The 18,697-nt window shown below is 70.3% G+C and carries 16 protein-coding genes, 1 rRNA gene and 1 riboswitch; of the genes, 3 read left to right on the top strand and 14 right to left on the bottom strand.

Features of this window, described 5'->3' with window-relative positions; translation table 11 throughout:
• Positions 1–15: 15 nt before the first annotated feature.
• Together AC07A4_RS36215 and AC07A4_RS36210 are read right to left on the bottom strand one after the other, a co-directional pair.
• Positions 16–816 (bottom strand): CPBP family intramembrane glutamic endopeptidase, encoded by an 801-nt coding sequence (locus AC07A4_RS36215; RefSeq protein ID WP_478607390.1) that lies wholly within the window; start codon positions 814–816, stop codon positions 16–18.
• A 144-nt stretch (positions 817–960) separates the two neighbouring features.
• Entirely contained in the window at positions 961–2,481 is a 1,521-nt protein-coding gene (locus AC07A4_RS36210; RefSeq protein ID WP_478607388.1) for a glutamate-cysteine ligase family protein, read from the bottom strand.
• 500 nt (positions 2,482–2,981) lie between these two features.
• On the opposite strand from AC07A4_RS36210, the gene AC07A4_RS36205 reads away from it, so the two are divergent.
• The gene (locus AC07A4_RS36205) at positions 2,982–3,575 is read left to right on the top strand and encodes a hypothetical protein (protein ID WP_478607386.1); all 594 of its coding nucleotides are present in this window, start codon (positions 2,982–2,984) and stop codon (positions 3,573–3,575) included.
• Positions 3,576–3,908: 333 nt separating this feature from the next.
• On the top strand, positions 3,909–4,115 hold the full coding sequence (locus AC07A4_RS36200; RefSeq protein WP_478607384.1) for a DUF5999 family protein: 207 nt from the start codon (positions 3,909–3,911) through the stop codon (positions 4,113–4,115).
• 142 nt (positions 4,116–4,257) lie between these two features.
• Here AC07A4_RS36200 and gcvP read toward each other — a convergent pair whose 3' ends face one another.
• The gene (gcvP, locus tag AC07A4_RS36195; RefSeq protein ID WP_478607382.1) at positions 4,258–7,146 is read right to left on the bottom strand and encodes an aminomethyl-transferring glycine dehydrogenase; all 2,889 of its coding nucleotides are present in this window, start codon (positions 7,144–7,146) and stop codon (positions 4,258–4,260) included.
• 187 nt (positions 7,147–7,333) lie between these two features.
• Positions 7,334–7,431, bottom strand: a riboswitch (glycine riboswitch).
• Between the two features lie 156 nt (positions 7,432–7,587).
• Between gcvP and AC07A4_RS36190 the strand changes: the two genes are divergently transcribed.
• A complete protein-coding gene (locus AC07A4_RS36190) occupies positions 7,588–8,004 on the top strand; it encodes a PRC-barrel domain-containing protein (protein WP_478607379.1) in 417 nt (138 codons plus the stop codon).
• 117 nt (positions 8,005–8,121) lie between these two features.
• On the opposite strand, the gene AC07A4_RS36185 is transcribed toward AC07A4_RS36190, so the two are convergent.
• The 11 genes from AC07A4_RS36185 to rrf all read right to left on the bottom strand — a co-directional run.
• Positions 8,122–9,594 (bottom strand): DNA polymerase IV, encoded by a 1,473-nt coding sequence (locus AC07A4_RS36185; protein WP_478607376.1) that lies wholly within the window; start codon positions 9,592–9,594, stop codon positions 8,122–8,124.
• Positions 9,595–9,881: 287 nt separating this feature from the next.
• The gene (locus AC07A4_RS36180) at positions 9,882–10,520 is read right to left on the bottom strand and encodes a MerR family transcriptional regulator (RefSeq protein WP_478607373.1); all 639 of its coding nucleotides are present in this window, start codon (positions 10,518–10,520) and stop codon (positions 9,882–9,884) included.
• 201 nt (positions 10,521–10,721) lie between these two features.
• Entirely contained in the window at positions 10,722–11,195 is a 474-nt protein-coding gene (locus AC07A4_RS36175; RefSeq protein ID WP_028797289.1) for a bifunctional nuclease family protein, read from the bottom strand.
• Between the two features lie 53 nt (positions 11,196–11,248).
• The gene (gene ftsR, locus AC07A4_RS36170; RefSeq protein ID WP_478607371.1) at positions 11,249–11,986 is read right to left on the bottom strand and encodes a transcriptional regulator FtsR; all 738 of its coding nucleotides are present in this window, start codon (positions 11,984–11,986) and stop codon (positions 11,249–11,251) included.
• Between the two features lie 43 nt (positions 11,987–12,029).
• Positions 12,030–12,980 (bottom strand): FHA domain-containing protein, encoded by a 951-nt coding sequence (locus AC07A4_RS36165; RefSeq protein WP_478607823.1) that lies wholly within the window; start codon positions 12,978–12,980, stop codon positions 12,030–12,032.
• Positions 12,981–13,062: 82 nt separating this feature from the next.
• A complete protein-coding gene (locus AC07A4_RS36160) occupies positions 13,063–13,920 on the bottom strand; it encodes a DUF881 domain-containing protein (RefSeq protein WP_478607821.1) in 858 nt (285 codons plus the stop codon).
• Positions 13,921–13,925: 5 nt separating this feature from the next.
• Positions 13,926–14,258, bottom strand: coding sequence for a small basic family protein (locus AC07A4_RS36155; RefSeq protein ID WP_003988855.1), 333 nt, complete (start codon positions 14,256–14,258; stop codon positions 13,926–13,928).
• Positions 14,255–15,154 carry a DUF881 domain-containing protein gene (locus AC07A4_RS36150; protein ID WP_478607368.1) on the bottom strand — a complete coding sequence of 300 codons (900 nt, stop codon included), beginning with the start codon at positions 15,152–15,154 and terminating at the stop codon, positions 14,255–14,257. The genes AC07A4_RS36155 and AC07A4_RS36150 overlap by 4 nt, the downstream gene beginning before the upstream one ends.
• A gap of 89 nt (positions 15,155–15,243) precedes the next feature.
• Positions 15,244–17,739 (bottom strand): sugar phosphate nucleotidyltransferase, encoded by a 2,496-nt coding sequence (locus AC07A4_RS36145; RefSeq protein WP_478607366.1) that lies wholly within the window; start codon positions 17,737–17,739, stop codon positions 15,244–15,246.
• Between the two features lie 113 nt (positions 17,740–17,852).
• Complete coding sequence (clsA, locus tag AC07A4_RS36140; protein ID WP_478607363.1) at positions 17,853–18,461, bottom strand: cardiolipin synthase ClsA; 609 nt, start codon at positions 18,459–18,461, stop codon at positions 17,853–17,855.
• 150 nt (positions 18,462–18,611) lie between these two features.
• Positions 18,612–18,697, bottom strand: a 5S ribosomal RNA gene (gene rrf, locus AC07A4_RS36135); the annotation flags it as partial.

Below are 18,697 nucleotides of genomic sequence, written 5' to 3'. Positions count from 1 at the left end.
GCCCACCGCGTGGCGTCACGCGGTGGGCAGCCACCCCACCTTCCCGGCGAGCAGCGCATACCCGACGAACGCCCCGATGTCGAGCAGCGAGTGCGCCACGACGAGCGGCCCGACCCGGCCCCAGCGCCGGTACAGCAGCACGAACACCACACCCATCGCCACATTGCCGAGGAATCCGCCGATGCCCTGGTAGAGGTGGTACGACCCGCGCAGCACGGAGCTCGCCACCAGCGCGGCCATCGGCGTCCACCCCAACTGGCCGAGCCTGCGCAGCAGATAGCCGACGACGATCACTTCTTCCAGGATCGAGTTCTGCAGCGCCGACAGGACCAGGACCGGGTACTTCCACCACACGTCCGGCAGGTCCTCGGGGACCACCGTCAGATTGGCGCCGAGGCCGCGGGCCGCCAGGTAGAACGCGATCCCCGTGGAGCCGATGACCGCGGCGATCGCCGCCCCGCGCCCGAGGTCGGGCCACGGCCGGGTCCGGTCGAAGCCGATCGCCCGCAGCCCCGAGCCCTCCCGGAGCAGGAAGTGGGCGACGAGCGCCACGGGCACGAGCGCGGTGGTGATGCCGAAGAGCTGCCAGGCGAGGTCCAGCCAGGGACGCCCCGGCGCGGCCGACGAGTTCAGCGTCGCCGCCTGGTCCTTGAGCCCGCCCGGCTTGGTGACCGAGCCGATGAAACTGATCAGCGCCGACACCCCGCTCGCGCCCAGCGAAAGCGCGAGGACGAGCAGCGTCTCGTCCCGCAGGAACCGTCGCGAGAGCCGCGCCTCGGGGTACGGCCCGGCCATCGACCCCGGCTCCGTCTGCACTGCTGCCTCCACGTGAGTAGTCCCGGCGCCCCGCCCACCCGCACCCGGACTCCTCCGGGAGGGGCGGCACCGCCGGGACCTCACAGCTTGCCTGATGGCACGCGGACGCGAGCAGCCGACCCGCACCGCGCCGTCGGGCGCCCGTCACCGCAGCGGCAGCGCCGGCTCCGGAAGGCCCACCGGCCAGGTGTGCACCGGCTCCCCGGCATGCATCAGCTCGCAGTAGCGGCGCGTGGTCGCCGCGAGCGCCGCCTCGCGCTCCATGCCGCGCTCAAGGGCCCGGTGGTACGTCGCCGCCTGCCACGAGGCGCCGTTCACCCGCCGCCGACAGCGCTCCTCGATCACACCCAGGTACAGATCGCGGTCCGCGGGCTCCACGCCCCACGCGTCGAGCCCGGCCCCGGCCAGCGGCAGCAGCTCCTCACGGACGAGGTCCACGGCCGCCACCTTCGTGAGGCCGCCGTGGCGCCCGCGCTTCGGCCACTCCAGGCGCGCCTCGATGCCGTAGCGGCAGGCCGTGTCGAAGTTCCGGGCCGCCGCCTCGAAGGGCAGGCGGCTCCACACGGGCCGCGACTCCTCGGCGAGCGCGCGCACCACGCCGTAGTAGAAGGCGGCGTTGGCGATGACGTCGGTGACCGTCGGCCCCGCGGGCAGCACCCGGTTCTCCACGCGCAGGTGCGGCACGCCGTCGGCGATGCCGTACACCGGGCGGTTCCAGCGGTAGACCGTGCCGTTGTGCAGCGTCAGCTCGCCGAGCCGCGGCACCCCGCCCTCGTCGAGCACCCGCTGGGGGTCCTCGCTCTCGCACAGCGGGATCAGCGCGGGAAAGTACCGCAGGTTCTCCTCGAAGAGGTCGTACGCGCTGCCGATCCAGCGCTCGCCGAACCAGCTGCGCGGCCGCACGCCCTGGACCTGGAGCTCGGGCGGCCGGGTGTCCGTGGACTGCAGGAACAGCGGCGGCCGCGACTCGCGCCACAGCTCGCGCCCGAACAGGAACGGCGCGTTGGCGCCGACGGCGACCTGCGCGGCCGCGATCGACTGCGCCGCGTTCCACACGTCGGCGAACTTCCCCGGCGTGACTTGCAGGTGCAGTTGCACTGAGGTGCACGCCGCCTCCGGCGCGATGGACCCCGAGGAGCAGCGCAGCCGCTCCACGCCCTCGATGTCCAGGGCGAAGTTCTCCCCGCGCGCCGCCACCATCTGGTCGTTGAGCAGGGCGTAGCGGTCGTCGTCCGAGAGGTTCGCGGACACCAGGTCCCGGCGCCTCAGCGTCGGCAGAATGCCGATCATCACAATGCCGGCGGCCACTTCGCTGGCTTTGCGGTGGGCATAGGCGAGCCCCGTGCGCAGCTCTTCGGCGAGCTGGTCGAGAACCCGTCCGCCCAACCGGTGCGGGGCGATGTTCACTTCGAGATTGAACATTCCGAGTTCGGTCTGGAAATCGCGGCTCGCGATGCGCCTGAGAACTTCCGCATTCATCATTCTCGGCGTTCCGTCAGGACCCGCGAGATTCAGCTCTATCTCCATGCCCATCAGGTTCTTGGGCCGGTCGAACCGCTGCTCGTCGAGCAGTCGGGCGAGCCCCGCCAGGCACTGCCGGTTCTTGATCCGGTACAGCTGGCGATCGGACAGGTCGAACGATCCTGCCTCGACCTTCTCCCCCATCGAAGCGTCCCTCCTCGGATGGGCAGCCAACAACCCGGCCGCTGTGTACGGGGGATGATGCCCAGACATGTGATCGATAACGCCCCGCGCGGGCCCCTCGACAGGTACGCTCGTGAGAACGTGACAGGCGGCACATTCGCGCGGCAAGGAACACGGAGCAGTTTCACTTCCTCGGGTCGTGGTGAAAAAAACCAACGAGAATCGGCCGACCGCACCGAAGGGAAGTGCCGAGGTCATAAGCTCGGGCCCGATCCGGAATCAGGAGAAATACCGCGGAAGGGCGACTTGATTTCGCCTTGCTCGCGCTATGGGGAACGGCTAGCAGAAACACTCCCAGAACACGCGTCGTATAAACTCCCCAGTTGAGGCAGAGAGTTGGCGCTCGCGGTCCCCCGCCCCCGGGGCCCCTGCCCCCGCCCCCTCTGACCCCGAGCAGACAGCGCCGTCCGCACCTGCCCCCCGCTCCACTTGTGCCTGTCGAACGAGAGAGGCGACCCACCATGCCGCTGCATGTCCCCCCGGCTCCAGCGCCCGCCCTGCGCAGTGTCCTCGCGGCCCTCGGCTCCCCCACCGCCGTACGCGAGGCCCGCACCCCTTCCCTGCGCGCCGCTCAGGCGCCCACGAGCCCGGACCTCCCGCTGCCCGTCCACGAGCTGGACCGCGCGGCGGCGCCCACCCCGGCGGGCGGGACACCGACGAAGCTCACCGGCTGGCGCTTCCTGATCCGCTGCGGCGAGCGCGCGGTGGCGGCCGCGGAGACGATGCTCACGCCGGACGGCTGGGCGTTCTCCCACTTCTGCGAGGGTCCGTACATCGCCTCCGCCGAGCGCGCCCTGCGCCACGCCGAGGCCATGCCGGGATCGCACCAGCCGCGCCTGCTCTCCGTCCCCGAGCTGTACATGCTCACGCTGTGGCTGCACGGCGACCGCACGGCGGACGCCACCACGGGCCCCCTCGCCCCCGCGGACATCCTGGTACCGCTCTCTCCGGCGCCGCCCGGCATCGCGGCCCACCGCCCGCACCGCGCCGCCGACCTGCTTCCGGTGCTCACCCACCGGCTCACCCCGGTGCCGCTGCTCGGCTCGCCCGCCTGACGCCCGGCCTCTCCCGCCCCGTGCCCCGCGGCCCCCGGCCGCGGGGCACGGCCGCGTCCGGACCCCGCCCGACCGGACTAGTCCACTTCGGTCACCCCGAACCACCCGAAGGGACAGGGCAGTTGCGATGAACCGTCCGGGCGGGTGATACGTCCTTAGAGCAGTAGGAGGCGCTGCCGCAAAATCCCTGCGGAATCACGCCCGCGGGGCAACACTGGACTGGACCGACCAAACCAACGGGGACCGACCACACCAACGGGGGGCGGCATGAACACCGCATCGAGCCGCGGGACAGACGCGACACCCACCACTACGCAGCGAAAGAACCCTTCCATGTGCCAGCACCAGCCACCGTGCCCGACAGCCGAATCCGCCGACCGGGAAGCAGCGCTCCTCGTGGCGCACCACCCGGAACAGGGCTGGAGCCTGCTGTGCAACGGCGTCCTGCTCTTCGAGGACACCGGTGAGCTGCTGCCGAACGGCGAGATCATCGCGCCGCACCGGCCGCTGGGCATCAACCAGGTGATGACGGCCGCTTGAGCCGAACGCACCCGCGGCGACAGGCCGTGACACCGCTCAACACAAGGGCCGGCCCGGAAGACTTCCGAGAAGTCTCTCGAACCGGCCCTGATTCGTGCCCTGATTCGTGCCCTGCTCACGCCCGCCGCGGGCGGGCGCGCGCTCAGTCCTCGTAGGCGTCCAGCGGCGGGCAGGAGCAGACCAGGTTGCGGTCGCCGAACGCCTGGTCGATGCGGCGGACCGGCGGCCAGTACTTGTCAGCCGCCGAGACCCCGGCCGGGAACACGGCCTCCGCACGGCTGTAGCCGTGGTCCCAGTCGCCGCCGAGCGCGGCCGCGGTGTGCGGGGCGTTGCGCAGCGGGTTGTCCTCCGCGGTCCACTCGCCGCTCGCGACCCGCTCGATCTCCCCGCGGATGGCGATCATCGCCTCGCAGAACCGGTCGATCTCGTCGAGGTCCTCGCTCTCCGTGGGCTCGATCATCAGCGTGCCCGCGACCGGGAAGGACATGGTCGGCGCGTGGAAGCCGTAGTCGATCAGGCGCTTGGCGATGTCGTCCACGCTCACGCCCGTGGCCTTGCTGAGCGGCCGCAGGTCGATGATGCACTCGTGGGCGACGAGCCCGCCGGGGCCGGTGTAGAGCACCGGGAAGTGCGGCTCGATGCGCTTGGCGATGTAGTTCGCCGACAGGACCGCCACCTGCGTGGCCCGCTTCAGGCCCTCGCCGCCCATGAGCCGGACGTACGACCACGAGATCGGCAGGATCCCCGCCGAGCCCCAGGGCGCGGCCGAGATCGGCCCGACGCCGGTCTCGGGTCCGGCCGCGGGCTGCAGCGGGTGGTTCGGCAGGTACGGGGCGAGGTGCTCGCGCACGGCCACCGGGCCGACGCCGGGGCCGCCGCCGCCGTGCGGGATGCAGAAGGTCTTGTGCAGGTTCAGGTGCGAGACATCGCCGCCGAAGTGGCCCGGCTTGGCGAGGCCCACCAGGGCGTTGAGGTTGGCGCCGTCGACGTACACCTGGCCGCCCGCGTCGTGCACGGCCGCGCAGATGTCGGCGACGTGCTCCTCGAAGACGCCGTGCGTGGACGGGTAGGTGATCATCAGGACGGCCAGTTCGGCGCGGTGCTTCTCGATCTTGGCACGCAGGTCGTCGACGTCGATCTCACCGTCGTCGGCGGTCTTCACGACGACGACCTTCATCCCGGCCATCACCGCGCTCGCCGCGTTGGTGCCGTGCGCGGAGGACGGGATGAGGCAGACGGTGCGCTGGTCGTCGCCGTTCGCGCGGTGGTAGCCGCGCACCGCGAGCAGACCGGCGAGCTCGCCCTGGGAGCCGGCGTTCGGCTGGAGCGAGACCTTGTCGTAGCCGGTGACCTCGGAGAGACGTTCCTCCAGCTCACGGATGAGGGTCAGATAACCGGCCGCCTGCTCGGCGGGGGCGAACGGGTGCAGCTGCCCGAACTCCGGCCAGGTGACGGGCTCCATCTCCGTGGTCGCGTTGAGCTTCATCGTGCAGGAGCCCAGCGGGATCATGCCGCGGTCGAGCGCGTAGTCGCGGTCGGCGAGCCGGCGCAGGTAGCGCAGCATCGCGGTCTCGGAGCGGTGCTGGTGGAAGACCGGGTGGGTCAGGTACGCGTCGGAGCGGAGCAGCCCGGCCGGGAGGACGTCCGCGGTGTTCGCGTCAAGGGCCGCCACGTCGGCCTCCACGCCGAACGCCGCCCAGACCGCGGTGAGCTGGGCGCGCGTGGTGGTCTCGTCGCAGGCGAACGACACGTGGTCGGCGTCGACGAGGTGGATGTTGACCCCGCCCTCGCGCGCGGCGGCGACGAGGTCCGCGGCCTTGCCGGGCACGCGCGCGGTCAGCGTGTCGAAGTACGTGCCGTGCACGACCTCGACGCCACCGGCCTTGAGGCCCTCGGCGAGCAGCGTGGCGTAGCGGTGGGTGCGCCGGGCGATCGTCTTCAGGCCCTCGGGGCCGTGGTAGACGGCGTACATCCCGGCCATGACGGCGAGCAGCACCTGCGCGGTACAGATGTTGCTGGTGGCCTTCTCCCGGCGGATGTGCTGCTCGCGGGTCTGCAGGGCGAGTCGGTAGGCCTTGTTGCCGTCGGCATCGACGGAGACGCCGACCAGGCGGCCGGGGAGGCTGCGGGCGAACTTCTCGCGCACCGCCATGTATCCGGCGTGCGGGCCGCCGAAGCCCATCGGGACGCCGAAGCGCTGGGTGGTGCCGACGGCGATGTCGGCGCCGAGCTCACCGGGCGAGGTGAGCAGCGTGAGCGCGAGCAGGTCGGCGGCGACGGTGACGACCGCGCCAAGCTCGTGCGCCTGGTCGATGAGGGGCTTGATGTCGCGTACGGCACCGGAGGCGCCCGGGTACTGGACCAGCACGCCGTTGATCTCGCGCTCGGCCAGGTCGGCGGGGATGCCGCCGGACAGGTCGGCGACGACGACCTCGACGCCGGTCGGCTCGGCGCGGGTCTGGATCACGGCGATGGTCTGCGGCAGGGCGTCGGCGTCGACCAGGAAGAGGCCGTTCTTGGCCTTGCCCATGCGCCGCGAGAGCGCCATGGCCTCGGCGGCCGCGGTGCCCTCGTCGAGGAGGGAGGCACCGGAGGTGGGCAGTCCGGTCAGGTCGGCGACGACGGTCTGGAAGTTGAGCAGCGCCTCCAGACGGCCCTGGGAGATCTCCGGCTGGTACGGCGTGTACGCCGTGTACCAGGACGGGTTCTCCATCACGTTGCGCAGGATCACCGGCGGCGTGAACGTCCCGTAGTAGCCGAGGCCGATCATCGAGTCCAGGACCTGGTTGCGGTCCGCGAGGGAGCGCAGTTCGGCCAGGACCTCGGCCTCGGTGCGCGCGCCCGGCAGCTCGAGCGCCTCGGCGTTCTTGATCACATCGGGTACGGCGGCGGCCGTGAGCTCGTCCAGCGAGCCGTAGCCGACCTGGGCGAGCATCTTGGCGCGGGCTTCGGCATCGGGTCCGATGTGGCGCTGCTCGAAGGGGATTCCCTGCTCGAGCTGCGAGAGCGGAGTGCGAGAGGTGGCGGTCATTGCGGAGGCCTCCTGGTCTGACGCGACCTGCGAGGGGCACCACGGCGCGGGTACCCGGACGGCCTCCCCCTCTGTCATCGCAACCTGAGAGCTTCACAGCAGGCCCGGAGGCATGCTGCTTGCACCGTCGGTGAGGAAGGGTTTCGGAACGTGCCCGCCCGACGCCCGCCCTACTTTCCAGAGTGGCCTCATCCATGCGGTACAGGGGCCTGAGAGATTCCGGGGAGGAGTTGCTCCTTCGGCGCCTCCGGTGCTGCCACCGAAGAGCTCTCCCGCACGGGGTCAACAGCCGCTTGCCAGCCTACCAGCGCGGCCCACGGCCGATCCCTCGAGTGGCCGCCTGTCCCGATGTGCTCTTTCGTAGTCATGATGACCGAATTTGTAGTCATGACGACCGAAAACGGTTGAGCCAGGATGAGGTGCGATCCACCGGGAGGCCATGTGCAGACCGACATCGATCCGCGTGATCTGATCGGCCGCAAGGCGTTCGACCGCGACGGCAACAAGATCGGCACGGTCGACGAGATCTACCTCGACGACGCCACCGGCGCCCCGGAGTGGGCGGCCATACGCACCGGCCTTTTCAGCCGTGACGCCTTCGTCCCGCTGGAGCCCAGCGAGCTGGTCAAGGACGGCACGCTCCGCGTCCCCTTCGAGCGCGCCCTGATCAAGGACGCCCCTGACTTCGGCGTGGGCCGCCACCTCTCCCCCGAGCAGGAGCTCCAGCTCTACCGCCACTACGGCCTGGACGTGGCGCCCGCTCCGCCCCTGCCGGACCACGACTTCGGCACGGTGGAGACCCCGGACCCCGCCTCGGACCCCGCCCGGGACACCACGACCGACGGCCCCGAGCGCTGAGGCCCACCGGAACCGACCGGGCCAACCGGGCCAACCGGGCCGACCGGGCCGACCGGGCCGACCGGGCCGACCGGGCCGACCAAGCCTCCGGAACCGACCTGGCCTCCGGCAGAGCGCTCAGACCCCACCCGTCACCGCCCCACCAGCCTCGACCTCCCCCACCGCGGACTCTCTCTCCACGGCCCCCTCCGCCCCCTCCGCCCCCTCATCCACCGCCACCAACGGCAGCGGATCCGAAGGCTCCAGCTCCAGATCGTCCGTCCGGAACGTCCGCACCCGCCCCGGCTCCGACCCGGGCGTCTCGAACCTCACGGTCACCCGGCCCAGACCGCTGCCCTGCACCCACCCCGCCCCGTACACCGCGTGCCGCACGTCATGCCCCGCGGGCCACCGCCGCTCGGAGAGCGCCACGGGATCCTCGGCGCCCGGGGCCTCCTCCGCCTCGCCCACCGGCGCCGCCCCGGCGTCCCCCGCCTCCCCCTCCGCGAAGGCCGCCGCGAGGTCCGCCCCCACCACCGCCTGGGCCTGCGCGAAGAGGTCCTCCTGCGTGAAGTCCGCGAGACCGCTCACCCCCACCCCCAGGAGCCGCACGCCCCCCGTGGTGTCCACCGACTCCAGCAGCCGCGCCGCGGCCTCCCGGACCACCGCGGGGTCGTCCGTGGGCCCGCGCAGGGTCTCGGAGCGCGTCAGCGTGGAGAAATCGAACCGCCGTACCTTCAGGACGATGGTCCGGCCGGAGTGCCCGGCCGCCCGCAGCCGCCCCACGCACCGGTCGGCGAGCCGCGCCACTTCCATCCGCACCCGCACCCGGTCGTGGATGTCCACGTCGTACGTGTCCTCGACGCTGACCGACTTGGTGTCACGCTCGGCCACCACGGGCCGTTCGTCCCGGGCCAGCGCCATCGCGTACAGCGCCCCGCCGTGGGCCTTGCCGAGCAGCCGTACGAGTTCGTCCTCGCCCGCCCCGGCGAGCTCCTCGACCGTGGTCATCCCGGCCCGCCGCAGATGGTCCCCCGTGGCGGGCCCGACGCCGGGCAGCACCCGCACGGGCATCGGCCCGAGCAGCGCCCGCTCCGTGCCCGGCTCTATGAGCACGAGCCCGTCCGGCTTGGCCTGCTCCGAAGCGATCTTCGCCAGCATCTTGGACACCGCGAGCCCCACGGACCCGGTCAGTCCCGTCACCCGCAGGATGTCCGCGCGCAGCCGCTCCCCCACGGCCCGCGCCGACGCCTCGTCGTCCGCGAGGCCGCCCGCCTCCAGGTCCACGAAGGCCTCGTCGAGGCTGAGCGGCTCCACCAGCGGCGACAGCTCCCGCAGCAGCCCCATGACCTGATCGCTGATGTCCCGGTAAAGGCCGAAGCGCGGCACCAGATACGCGGCGTTCGGGGCCAGCCGCCGGGCCTGCCCCATCGGCATCGCCGAGTGCACCCCGAACCGGCGCGCCTCATAGGACGCCGTGGCGACGACACCGCGCGGCCCGAGACCGCCGACCACGACGGCCTTGCCGCGCAGGCTCGGCTTCGCGGCCTGCTCGGCGGACGCGTAGAAGGCATCCATGTCGAGATGCAGGATCGTCGGCGCGGTTCTCACGCCTCCGATGCTGCCCTACGCCACTGACAACGCCCAGGACCAGGCACGACGGACCCTCCCGTGCGGCTCCGCTCCGGCCGGGGAGAGGGGGGAGAGGGGAACGGGCTCGGGACACGGTCACCCGGCGCGCGGCACACACTCACGGCGCGCACACGGCCATGAACGCCCCCTCAAGGCCCGTACGAGCCCGTAGCGCGCCTCGGCGCCCGCAGCATCCAGACGCCTCCCCGAGAGCCGCTCAAGGCCCTCCAGGGCCCTTCCGCGCATCCACGGGAAGGCCCCGAGCCTCACACCGCCCGGTTGCGGCGCCGCGCCAGCTCGTCCGCGGGGTGGTTCCCGACCAGGGTCTCCCCGGTGTCGACGCGCTCCCCGTGCAGTTGCGACAACGCGGCCTCGACATCGCGCCACACGACGCCCACGGCGATCCCGAAGACGCCCTGGCCGCCCTGGAGGAGATCGTGCACCTCGCTGGGCGACGTGCACTCGTACACCGTCGCGCCGTCGCTCATCAGCGTCGTGCGCTCCAGGTCCCTGAAGCCGCTGTCCCGGAGGTGCTGGACCGTGGTGCGGATGTTCTGCAACGACACACCCGTGTCGAGGAACCGCTTCACGATCTTCAGGACGACGACGTCCCGGAAGCTGTAGAGCCGCTGGGTTCCCGAGCCCCCCGCGGCACGCACGCTGGGCTCGACGAGCCCCGTGCGCGCCCAGTAGTCGAGCTGCCGATACGTGATGCCCGCCGCCGCGCACGCCGTGGGGCCGCGGTAGCCGATGGTGTCCTTCTCGGGCTGCTGCGTCTGGCCTTCCGGTCCGGACGGGCTGCCGCTACCGTGGACCGCCACCGGGCGCCTCGCAGAGGGCTCGACCGAGCCGCCGTGCAGCGGATACGGACCGCCCACCGCTGTACCGTCGCCGCTGCTTCTCACGCCGACCTCCGTCCTTGACCTGCCTTCTCGACGGTAGGCAGTCGCCAGGGGCTCGTCAACGATCGCCACACTCGGCACGCCGAGTGATAATCACCCTGCGAGTGGTTTCCCGTCCCACACTGCGGGGAAAGGCTAGCCGAATGCTCCCCGGCAGGCCTCTCCACAGCCGCCGATCGGCTGTCAGAAAGCCCGCCCCAGGGCTCACTGGCTGCTGGTCCCGAAGTCCTCGGGCGAGATCTGGTCGAGGAACTCGCGGAACTTCTCCACCTCGTCCTCCTGCTCGTCCGGGATGGCGATGCCCGCGTCGTCGAGCACCCCATCACTGCCGAAGATCGGCGTCCCCGTACGCAGCGCGAGCGCTATGGCGTCCGACGGGCGGGCGCTCACCTCGACCCCGCTGGCGAAGACCAGCTCGGCGTAGAACACGCCTTCCCGCAGGTCGGTGATGCGCACTTCGGTGAGCTCCTGGCCAACGGCCTCCAGCACGTCCTTGAACAGGTCGTGGGTCAGCGGCCGTGCGGGGGCCATGCCCTGCTGTGCGAAGGCGATGGCGGTCGCCTCCCCTGGTCCGATCCAGATGGGGAGGTACCGGTCGCCTCCCACTTCACGCAGGAGCACGATCGGCTGGTTGGAGGGCATTTCGACCCGGACACCTACGACGTCGAGCTCGTTCACACAGCAACCCTAGGACGTGCCCGGCAGGTTTGGGTAGTCGGGCACCCATCGAGTCAGCGCGCCCGCACGCCCAGGGCACCGTGCACCAACGCCGTGTGCAGCCTGCCCGCGAGCCCCGCGAGCTCCTTGGCACGCGCTTCCGCGTGCGCCCTGGTCTGCGGATTGCGATGCCTGCGCAGCGGCGCGACGACCTGGTCCACCAGGGCCGCGTCCCGCTCCGCCGCGGCCTTCATGGCCCGCAGATGCCGCGGCTCGATGCCGAACCGCCCGAGCTCGACGACGAGCGCGGCGACGGTCACCGCGTCGGCGTCATAGCTGCCGTCCGGCAGCTGGGCGATCAGCCCGTACGTCTCCCACTCCGCCAACTGCGCCTCGTCGGCCTCGACGGCGGCCAGCAGCGCCGCACGCCCCACGCGGGGGGCCGTGCGCTCCTCGTCCTCCGCGGCGCCCTCGCCGTCACCGCCGTCCGTCTGCTGCCCGGGCAGCGTGACCTGCTCCCCGCGCTCCACGGCGTCCAGGTGCTCACGGATGACCTTCAGCGGCAGATAGTGGTCCCGCTGCATCCGCAGGACCTGCGCCAGACGCTCGACGTCCTCCGGGCTGAACTTGCGGTACCCGGACGGCGTGCGCTGCGGTTCGATGAGGCCTTCCGACTCCAAGAACCTGATCTTGGAGATGGTGACCTCGGGAAATTCGTCACGCAGCACGTTCAGCACGGCGCCGATGCTCATCAGCCGGTGATCCGCAGCGGCGGTGCCGTTGCCGGCACCGCCCCTCGGTGTGTGCAGCATGGGCCTTCCTGGGGGTCCCCCCGGGCAGGGCCCGGGGGATGGGTCAGATGGCCCGCTGGCTCGCGTAGAAGACCAGTCGGTACTTGCCGATCTGGACCTCGTCGCCATTGGACAGGGCGACGGAGTCGATCGACTCCCGGTTCACATACGTGCCGTTGAGGCTGCCGACGTCGGCGACCGTGAAGCTGCCGTCCGGAGCGCGACGGAACTCCACGTGGCGGCGCGACACGGTCACGTCGTCCAGGAAGATGTCGCTCTGCGGGTGGCGCCCCGCCGTCGTCAGATCGCCGTCCAGGAGGAAGCGGCTGCCCGAGTTCGGACCGCGGCGCACCACGAGCAGCGCCGAACCGAGCGGCAGCGCGTCCACCGCAGCCTGGGCCTCGGGCGAAAGGGCCGGGGACGGGTTCTGCCCCGTGGTCTCGGCGTCGTAGGCCTCGAGGCCCGAGATGGAGATCGTGGACGTGGTCTCGGACGGGCGCTCGGCGACCGCTCCCGGCCGCAGCGGCGCGCCGCAGTTGGAACAGAACCGGCTCGCCTGCGCGTTGCGGTTCCCGCACCTCTGACACACCAGGGCCGACATGGACGGATCCTCCTGCCGCGGCTGCCCCGCTGGGGGGTGGGACGCGTACGGGTCGGCGGCATACCCTCCACCCGCACCTGAGGCTGACGGTTCCCCGAAACCTATGCGGCCGGAAGTAGCAGGGTCAACAGATGACGCGCCCTGTCCGCCCGAATTGTCACCGCCCGGACCAGCCACCTGATCCCTGAACAGGGGACGCTCGCCCACCTGTGTCTCCGGCACGTCTCCCTGACGCGGCGCACGATGACGGGCGTCCTCACGTGCGCTCTTGCCGAACAGCTTCGCAAACAACTTCACGGGCGATTCCCCTTGACCGAAACAGACCCGCCCGTGGGGCAGGACGAACCCTGATTGCACACACCGGCGTGCGTCGCCAACACGGACATCCTCACAACGTCCGTAGCCGCCAAACAGTTTCCACCACGCACCCCGTCCCGGGTGCGCCGACCCCCCGCAAGCTCATGCCCTGGACCAACCGGCCTCATGCGCCCCCGCCTCACCGGGAGGACGACCGAGCGTAGTCAGGCCGCTTCGCAGGTCGCAAGGCATCCACGATGATCTTCTCCGTACGTGCGACAGTGACCGTGGCCTGCTCCTTCTCCAGAGTCTGCACCACCCCTCCGGGGATGTTGAGCGCGGGCTCCAGGTCCTGGGGCTTGCCGATGACCTTGAAACGATAGGGCTCGGAGACCTTCCGGCCGTCCACCCGCACACCGCCTCCCGCCGCGTCCGACAGATGGGTGCTCGCCACCACCCGCACGTCATTGACCTGGATGGCCTCGGCGCCCGCGGCGCGCAGTTCCTGGATGGCGTCGAGCAGCATGTCCGCCTCCACTTTCCCCTTCTCGTCGTCGATCGTCAGCGTGATGCCGGGGCCCTGCGCCGCCACCGTGCCCGCCAGAATGCCGAGTTGCCTTTCCCTCTCGGCGGTCTGCTTGCGGGCCTCCTCGGCCTGGTCCGAGCTGCTCTCGAGACCGGTGCGCTGTTCCTCCAGCCTCCGCTTCTCATCTTCCAGACGCTGAGTTCGGTCATCCAGTTCATCCAGGATGCGAACAAGATCTTCTTGTCGTGCGCCGCGCAGGGCGTCACTGCTGTCGTTCGTGGACCGTACCTGGATGGCGAGGCCGAGACCCAGGACGAAGAGCAGCAAGGCCACGATGAGTTGAGCCCGGGTCAGCCGGGGCGGCCACAGGCCCTGCGCGAGCCGCTGACGGCCGGTCAGCGGCGTGGCGGCGTCCTTCTCCTCGGCCCCGTCCCCGGGCGGTCCTGGCAGGGCAGGGACCTCGGCGGGCAGCTCTCCGCGCCGGCCGTCACCGGGCGGTCCTTCCCCGTTCATCGGATTCGTGGAGCTCATCGGCATCACGCCCGGAAGACATGCCGGCGGATGGCCGCGGCGTTGGAGAAGATACGGATGCCGAGGACCACCACGACGCCGGTCGACAGCTGGGCGCCCACGCCCAACTTGTCGCCCAGGAAGACGATCAGCGCGGCCACGACCACGTTCGACAGGAACGACACCACGAAGACCTTGTCGTCGAAGATCCCGTCGAGCATCGCCCGCAGGCCTCCGAACACCGCGTCGAGCGCCGCCACCACGGCGATCGGAAGATATGGCTCGACCACCGCCGGCACCTCGGGCCGGACCAGCAATCCGGCCACGACTCCCACGACGAGGCCCAGTACGGCGATCACGATGTGCCCTTTCCTGCCTTCGGCTCTGCTGTTCGTACGGTCACACTGGGCGCGGCCGGCAATTTGAGGTCGTCCGCCACGGAGATGCTGGTCCGGATGCCGAAGTTCTCCTGCAGAGCATGCAGATACTGGCCGTCAGGGCTGTTCTGGAACCTCGTGCTCAGCGTTTGTCCGTCGCCCACCGCGAGCACCGTATACGGCGGCACCAGCGGCTTGTTGTCGACCAGTATCGCGTCACCGGCCGCCCGGATCGCCGACAGCGCGGTCAGCCGCTGGTCGTTGATGGCGATCGCCTCGGCGCCGGAGCCCCACAGCCCGTTGACGACGCGCTGCATGTCCCGGTCACGCACCCGGCCGGTGTCGGAGAAACCGGCGCTGTCCCGGGGCCCGCCGCCGCCCTGGTCGGCGGCCTTCTTGTCGTTGACCACGAGGCGTACGCCCGGACCGCTCACAGCGGTGGCGCCGGACAGCAGCGACACCAGCTCGGCCCGGTCGCCGCCGTCCTTCTTCAACGCGGCCCGCTGCCGCGCGTGCACGTCGTTGCGCAGGTCGTCGACCTCGTCCTCGAGGTCGTCCGCGTCGGAGGTCGCCGACTCGACCCGGTCGATGAGCTCCGCCCGCTCCTTGGCCAGCACGGGTGCCGCTATCCGCGCCTGGGCGGCGCCCACGGTCACGACGAGCGCGGCGAGCACGAGCCCGGCGGCGAGCCCCAGTTTCGCCCTGAGGGTCTTGGGCACGCCACCTGTGCCGGTTTCCCTCTTGCGGGCGGCGGCCTCCGCGTACCCCTCGTCCAGGCTGTGGTCCATGACGGTGGTGAGCAGCGACATGGAAGCGTCCGGGCGCGTGGGGCGCGAGGTGGTGCTCCGATGCGGGGGCTGCTGCGGCATGCCGCACATCGTCGCACGTCGGGGGCGCTACCTCCGAATGGCCCCACCGGTGTGCCGGACAGCGCCACTTACGGGTGCTGTCCGGCACGGGGGCACGCTCAGTGTCCGGCGCTGTCCACGACCGACGACCACTCGTCAAGCAGGGCTTGAGCCGAAGCGTCGTCGGGCCCCTCGGCCCACAGATGGGTGACCGCCTCGGCCGGGTCCGGGAGCACGAGCACCCAGCGCCCGTCGGCCTCCACGACCCGTACGCCGTCCGTGGTGTCCACGAACCGGTCGCCCGCGGCTTCCACGACGTGCCGCATCACCAGGCCCTTGACGGCCCAGGGAGTGGCGAGGTCCCGGCGCTGCACGTGCGCGCGCGGGATGCGGGCGTCGATCTGGCTGAGCGTGAGCTGCGTCCGCGCCACCAGGCCGATGAGACGTACGAAGGCCGCCGTGCCGTCGAACACGCCGCTGAACTCCGGCACGATGAAACCGCCGCGCCCGTCCCCGCCGAAGATCGTCGAGTCGCCCCGCCCGACCCGCGTCAGATCGTCCGGGGACGTCGTCGTCCAGTCGACCTGCGTGCCGTGGTACGCCGCGACCTGCTCGGCGATCCGCGTCGTCGTCACCGGCAGCGCGACCCGCCCGCTGCGGCGCTCGGCGGCCACCAGGTCCAGCATGACGAGCAGCGCCCGGTCGTCCTCGACGATGCGCCCCTTCTCGTCGACGAGCGACAGGCGCTCTCCGACGGGGTCGAACCGCACTCCGAAGGCGGCGCGCGCCGACGCCACGATCTCGCCGAGCCGCATCAGCCCGGACCTGCGCGCGTCCGCGGACTCGGTGGGCCGCGACTCGTCGAGGCCCGGGTTGATCGTCAGTGCGTCGACGCCGAGCTTGCCGAGCAGGCTCGGCAGGACGAGCCCGGCGCTGCCGTTGGACGCGTCCACGACGACCTTCAGCTCCGCCTCCGCGACGCCCGTCGTGTCGACGTTCCGCAGCAGCGATCCGGTGTACGAGTCGAACACGCTGGCCGGGAAGTGCAGGTCCCCGATCTCGCCGGGGAAGGCCCGCCGGTACTCCTGGCGCGCGTACACCCGGTCGAGCTTGCGCTGGCTTCCCTGTGAGAGGTCCGCGCCCTGTCCGTCGAAGAACATGATGTCGACGGAGTCCGGCACCCCGGGCGTCGTACGGATCATGATGCCGCCGGCGCTGCCCCGCGCCGTCTGCTGCCGCGCGACCGGCAGCGGCACGTTCTCCAGGTCCCGTACGTCGATGGCGCTGGCCTGGAGCGCGGAGATGACCGCTCGTTTGAGTGCACGGGCACCCCGGGAGTGGTCACGCGCCGTGGTGACCGTCGACCCCTTCTTCAGGGTCGTCGCGTACGCTCCGGCGAGCCGCACGGCGAGTTCCGGGGTGATCTCCACGTTGAGGATCCCGGATACGCCGCGCGCGCCGAAGAGGTGCGCCTGTCCGCGGGACTCCCAGATGACCGAGGTGTTGACGAAGGCTCCGGCTTCGATCGTCTTGAAGGGATAGACGCGTACGTTCCCCTGGACGATTGATTCCTCGCCGACGAGGCACTCGTCACCGATGACGGCGCCGTCCTCGATGCGCGCCGCACGCATGATGTCGGTGTTCTTGCCGACGACGCAGCCACGGAGATTGCTGTGCTGCCCGATGTAGACGTTGTCGTGCACAACCGCCTTGTGCAGGAAGGCCCCGCTCTTCACCACGACGTTGGATCCCACGACGGTGTGTTCACGGATCTCGACGTCCGCCTCGATCTTCGCGTAGTCACCGACGTACAGCGGTCCGCGCAGTACGGCGTCGGGATGCACCTCGGCGCCTTCGGCGACCCAGACCCCGGGCGAGATCTCAAAGCCGTCGAGTTCGACGTCGACCTTGCCCTCCAGGACGTCGGCCTGCGCCTTCACATAGCTCTCGTGTGTGCCGACGTCCTCCCAGTAGCCCTCGGCGACATAGCCGTAGACCGGCTTGCCTTCCTTCATGAGCTGCGGGAAGACGTCTCCGGACCAGTCGACCGGCACGTCGGCCTCGACGTAGTCGAAGACCTCCGGCTCCATGACGTAGATACCGGTGTTCACCGTGTCGGAGAAGACCTGACCCCAGGTCGGCTTCTCCAGGAATCGCTCGACTTTGCCTTCTTCGTCGACGATGGTGATGCCGAATTCCAGCGGATTGGGGACGCGGGTGAGGCACACCGTGACGAGTGCGCCCTTCTCCTTGTGAAAGCTGATCAGCTCGGTGAGGTCGAAGTCGGTCAGAGCGTCACCGGAGATGACGAGGAAGGCATCGTCTTTCAGCGCTTCCTCGGCGTTCTTCACACTTCCGGCGGTGCCGAGTGGCTTCTCCTCATTGGCATAGGTGAGCTCCATACCGAGCTCTTCACCGTCGCCGAAGTAGTTCTTGACGAGGGACGCCAGGAACTGCACTGTCACTACGGTCTCGGTGAGCCCATGCCTTTTCAGCAGGCGCAGCACATGCTCCATGATCGGCCGGTTGGCCACGGGCAGGAGCGGCTTGGGCATGCTCGAGGTCATGGGGCGAAGGCGTGTGCCTTCGCCGCCGGCCATCACGACGGCCTTCATGTCGGTAACGTCCTCCTTGATAGACGACGATCTAGCCGACTCAGCCCGCCAGGATTGGCCCGTTGAAGTCAGTTACGGGCCCGCAAGCCGCTACAGCTGCCTTATCGGCGAGCTCAATCGGCCATGGCATCCGCCTTGACAAGTCGGCGGACCTGAACCACGTAGAGGATCCCTGCCCACCAGTACAGCGTTGTACCCCATCCTGCGAACGCCCATCCGAAAATACCAGCGAGCGTGTAGAACCAGCCAGTTCCGTCGCTGAGGAGCAGTAGCGGAAAGGCGTACATCAGGTTGAAGGTGGCGGCCTTGCCGAGGAAGTTCACCTGCGGCGGCGGATAGCCGTGACGTCTGAGGATCCCGACCATCACCAGCAGAACCAGCTCGCGCAGGAGTAGCGCGGCGGTCAGCCACAGCGGGAGAATCTCCCGCCAGGTGAGGCCCACCAGCGTGGACAGGATGTAGAGCCGGTCGGCTGCGGGGTCAAGGAGCCGGCCGAGGCTGCTGATCTGGTTCCACCGGCGGGCGAGTTTGCCGTCGAGATAGTCGCTGACGCCGCTGAGGGCGAGCACGAGCAGTGCCCAGCCGTCGCTCTTCGGCCCGCCGAACTCCGGCCTGAGGATCAGCCACAGGAAGAGGGGTACGCCGACGAGGCGAGCCATGCTGAGGATGTTCGGGATGGTGAGGACACGGTCCGTCTGGACGCGTGTCTCCTGGACCTCCACCCGGGGGCCTCCTGTGTGGAACGAGCCAATGATGCCCCCTGACCTTACCGTCAGTTGTCACGCGTCAGTGCAGAGGGGTGCCGCGGAGCAAACAAAAAAAGCCGTGCTCTTCGAGTCGAAAACTCGAAGAACACGGCTTCATCAAAAGGAGTTCGGCGGCGTCCTACTCTCCCACAGGGTCCCCCCTGCAGTACCATCGGCGCTGTGAGGCTTAGCTTCCGGGTTCGGAATGTAAC

The sequence above is a fragment of the Streptomyces sp. NPDC043996 genome (assembly GCF_056435225.1).
Note: the sequence above shows the minus strand (reverse complement) of the source record. Positions and strands in the feature narration are given on the sequence as shown.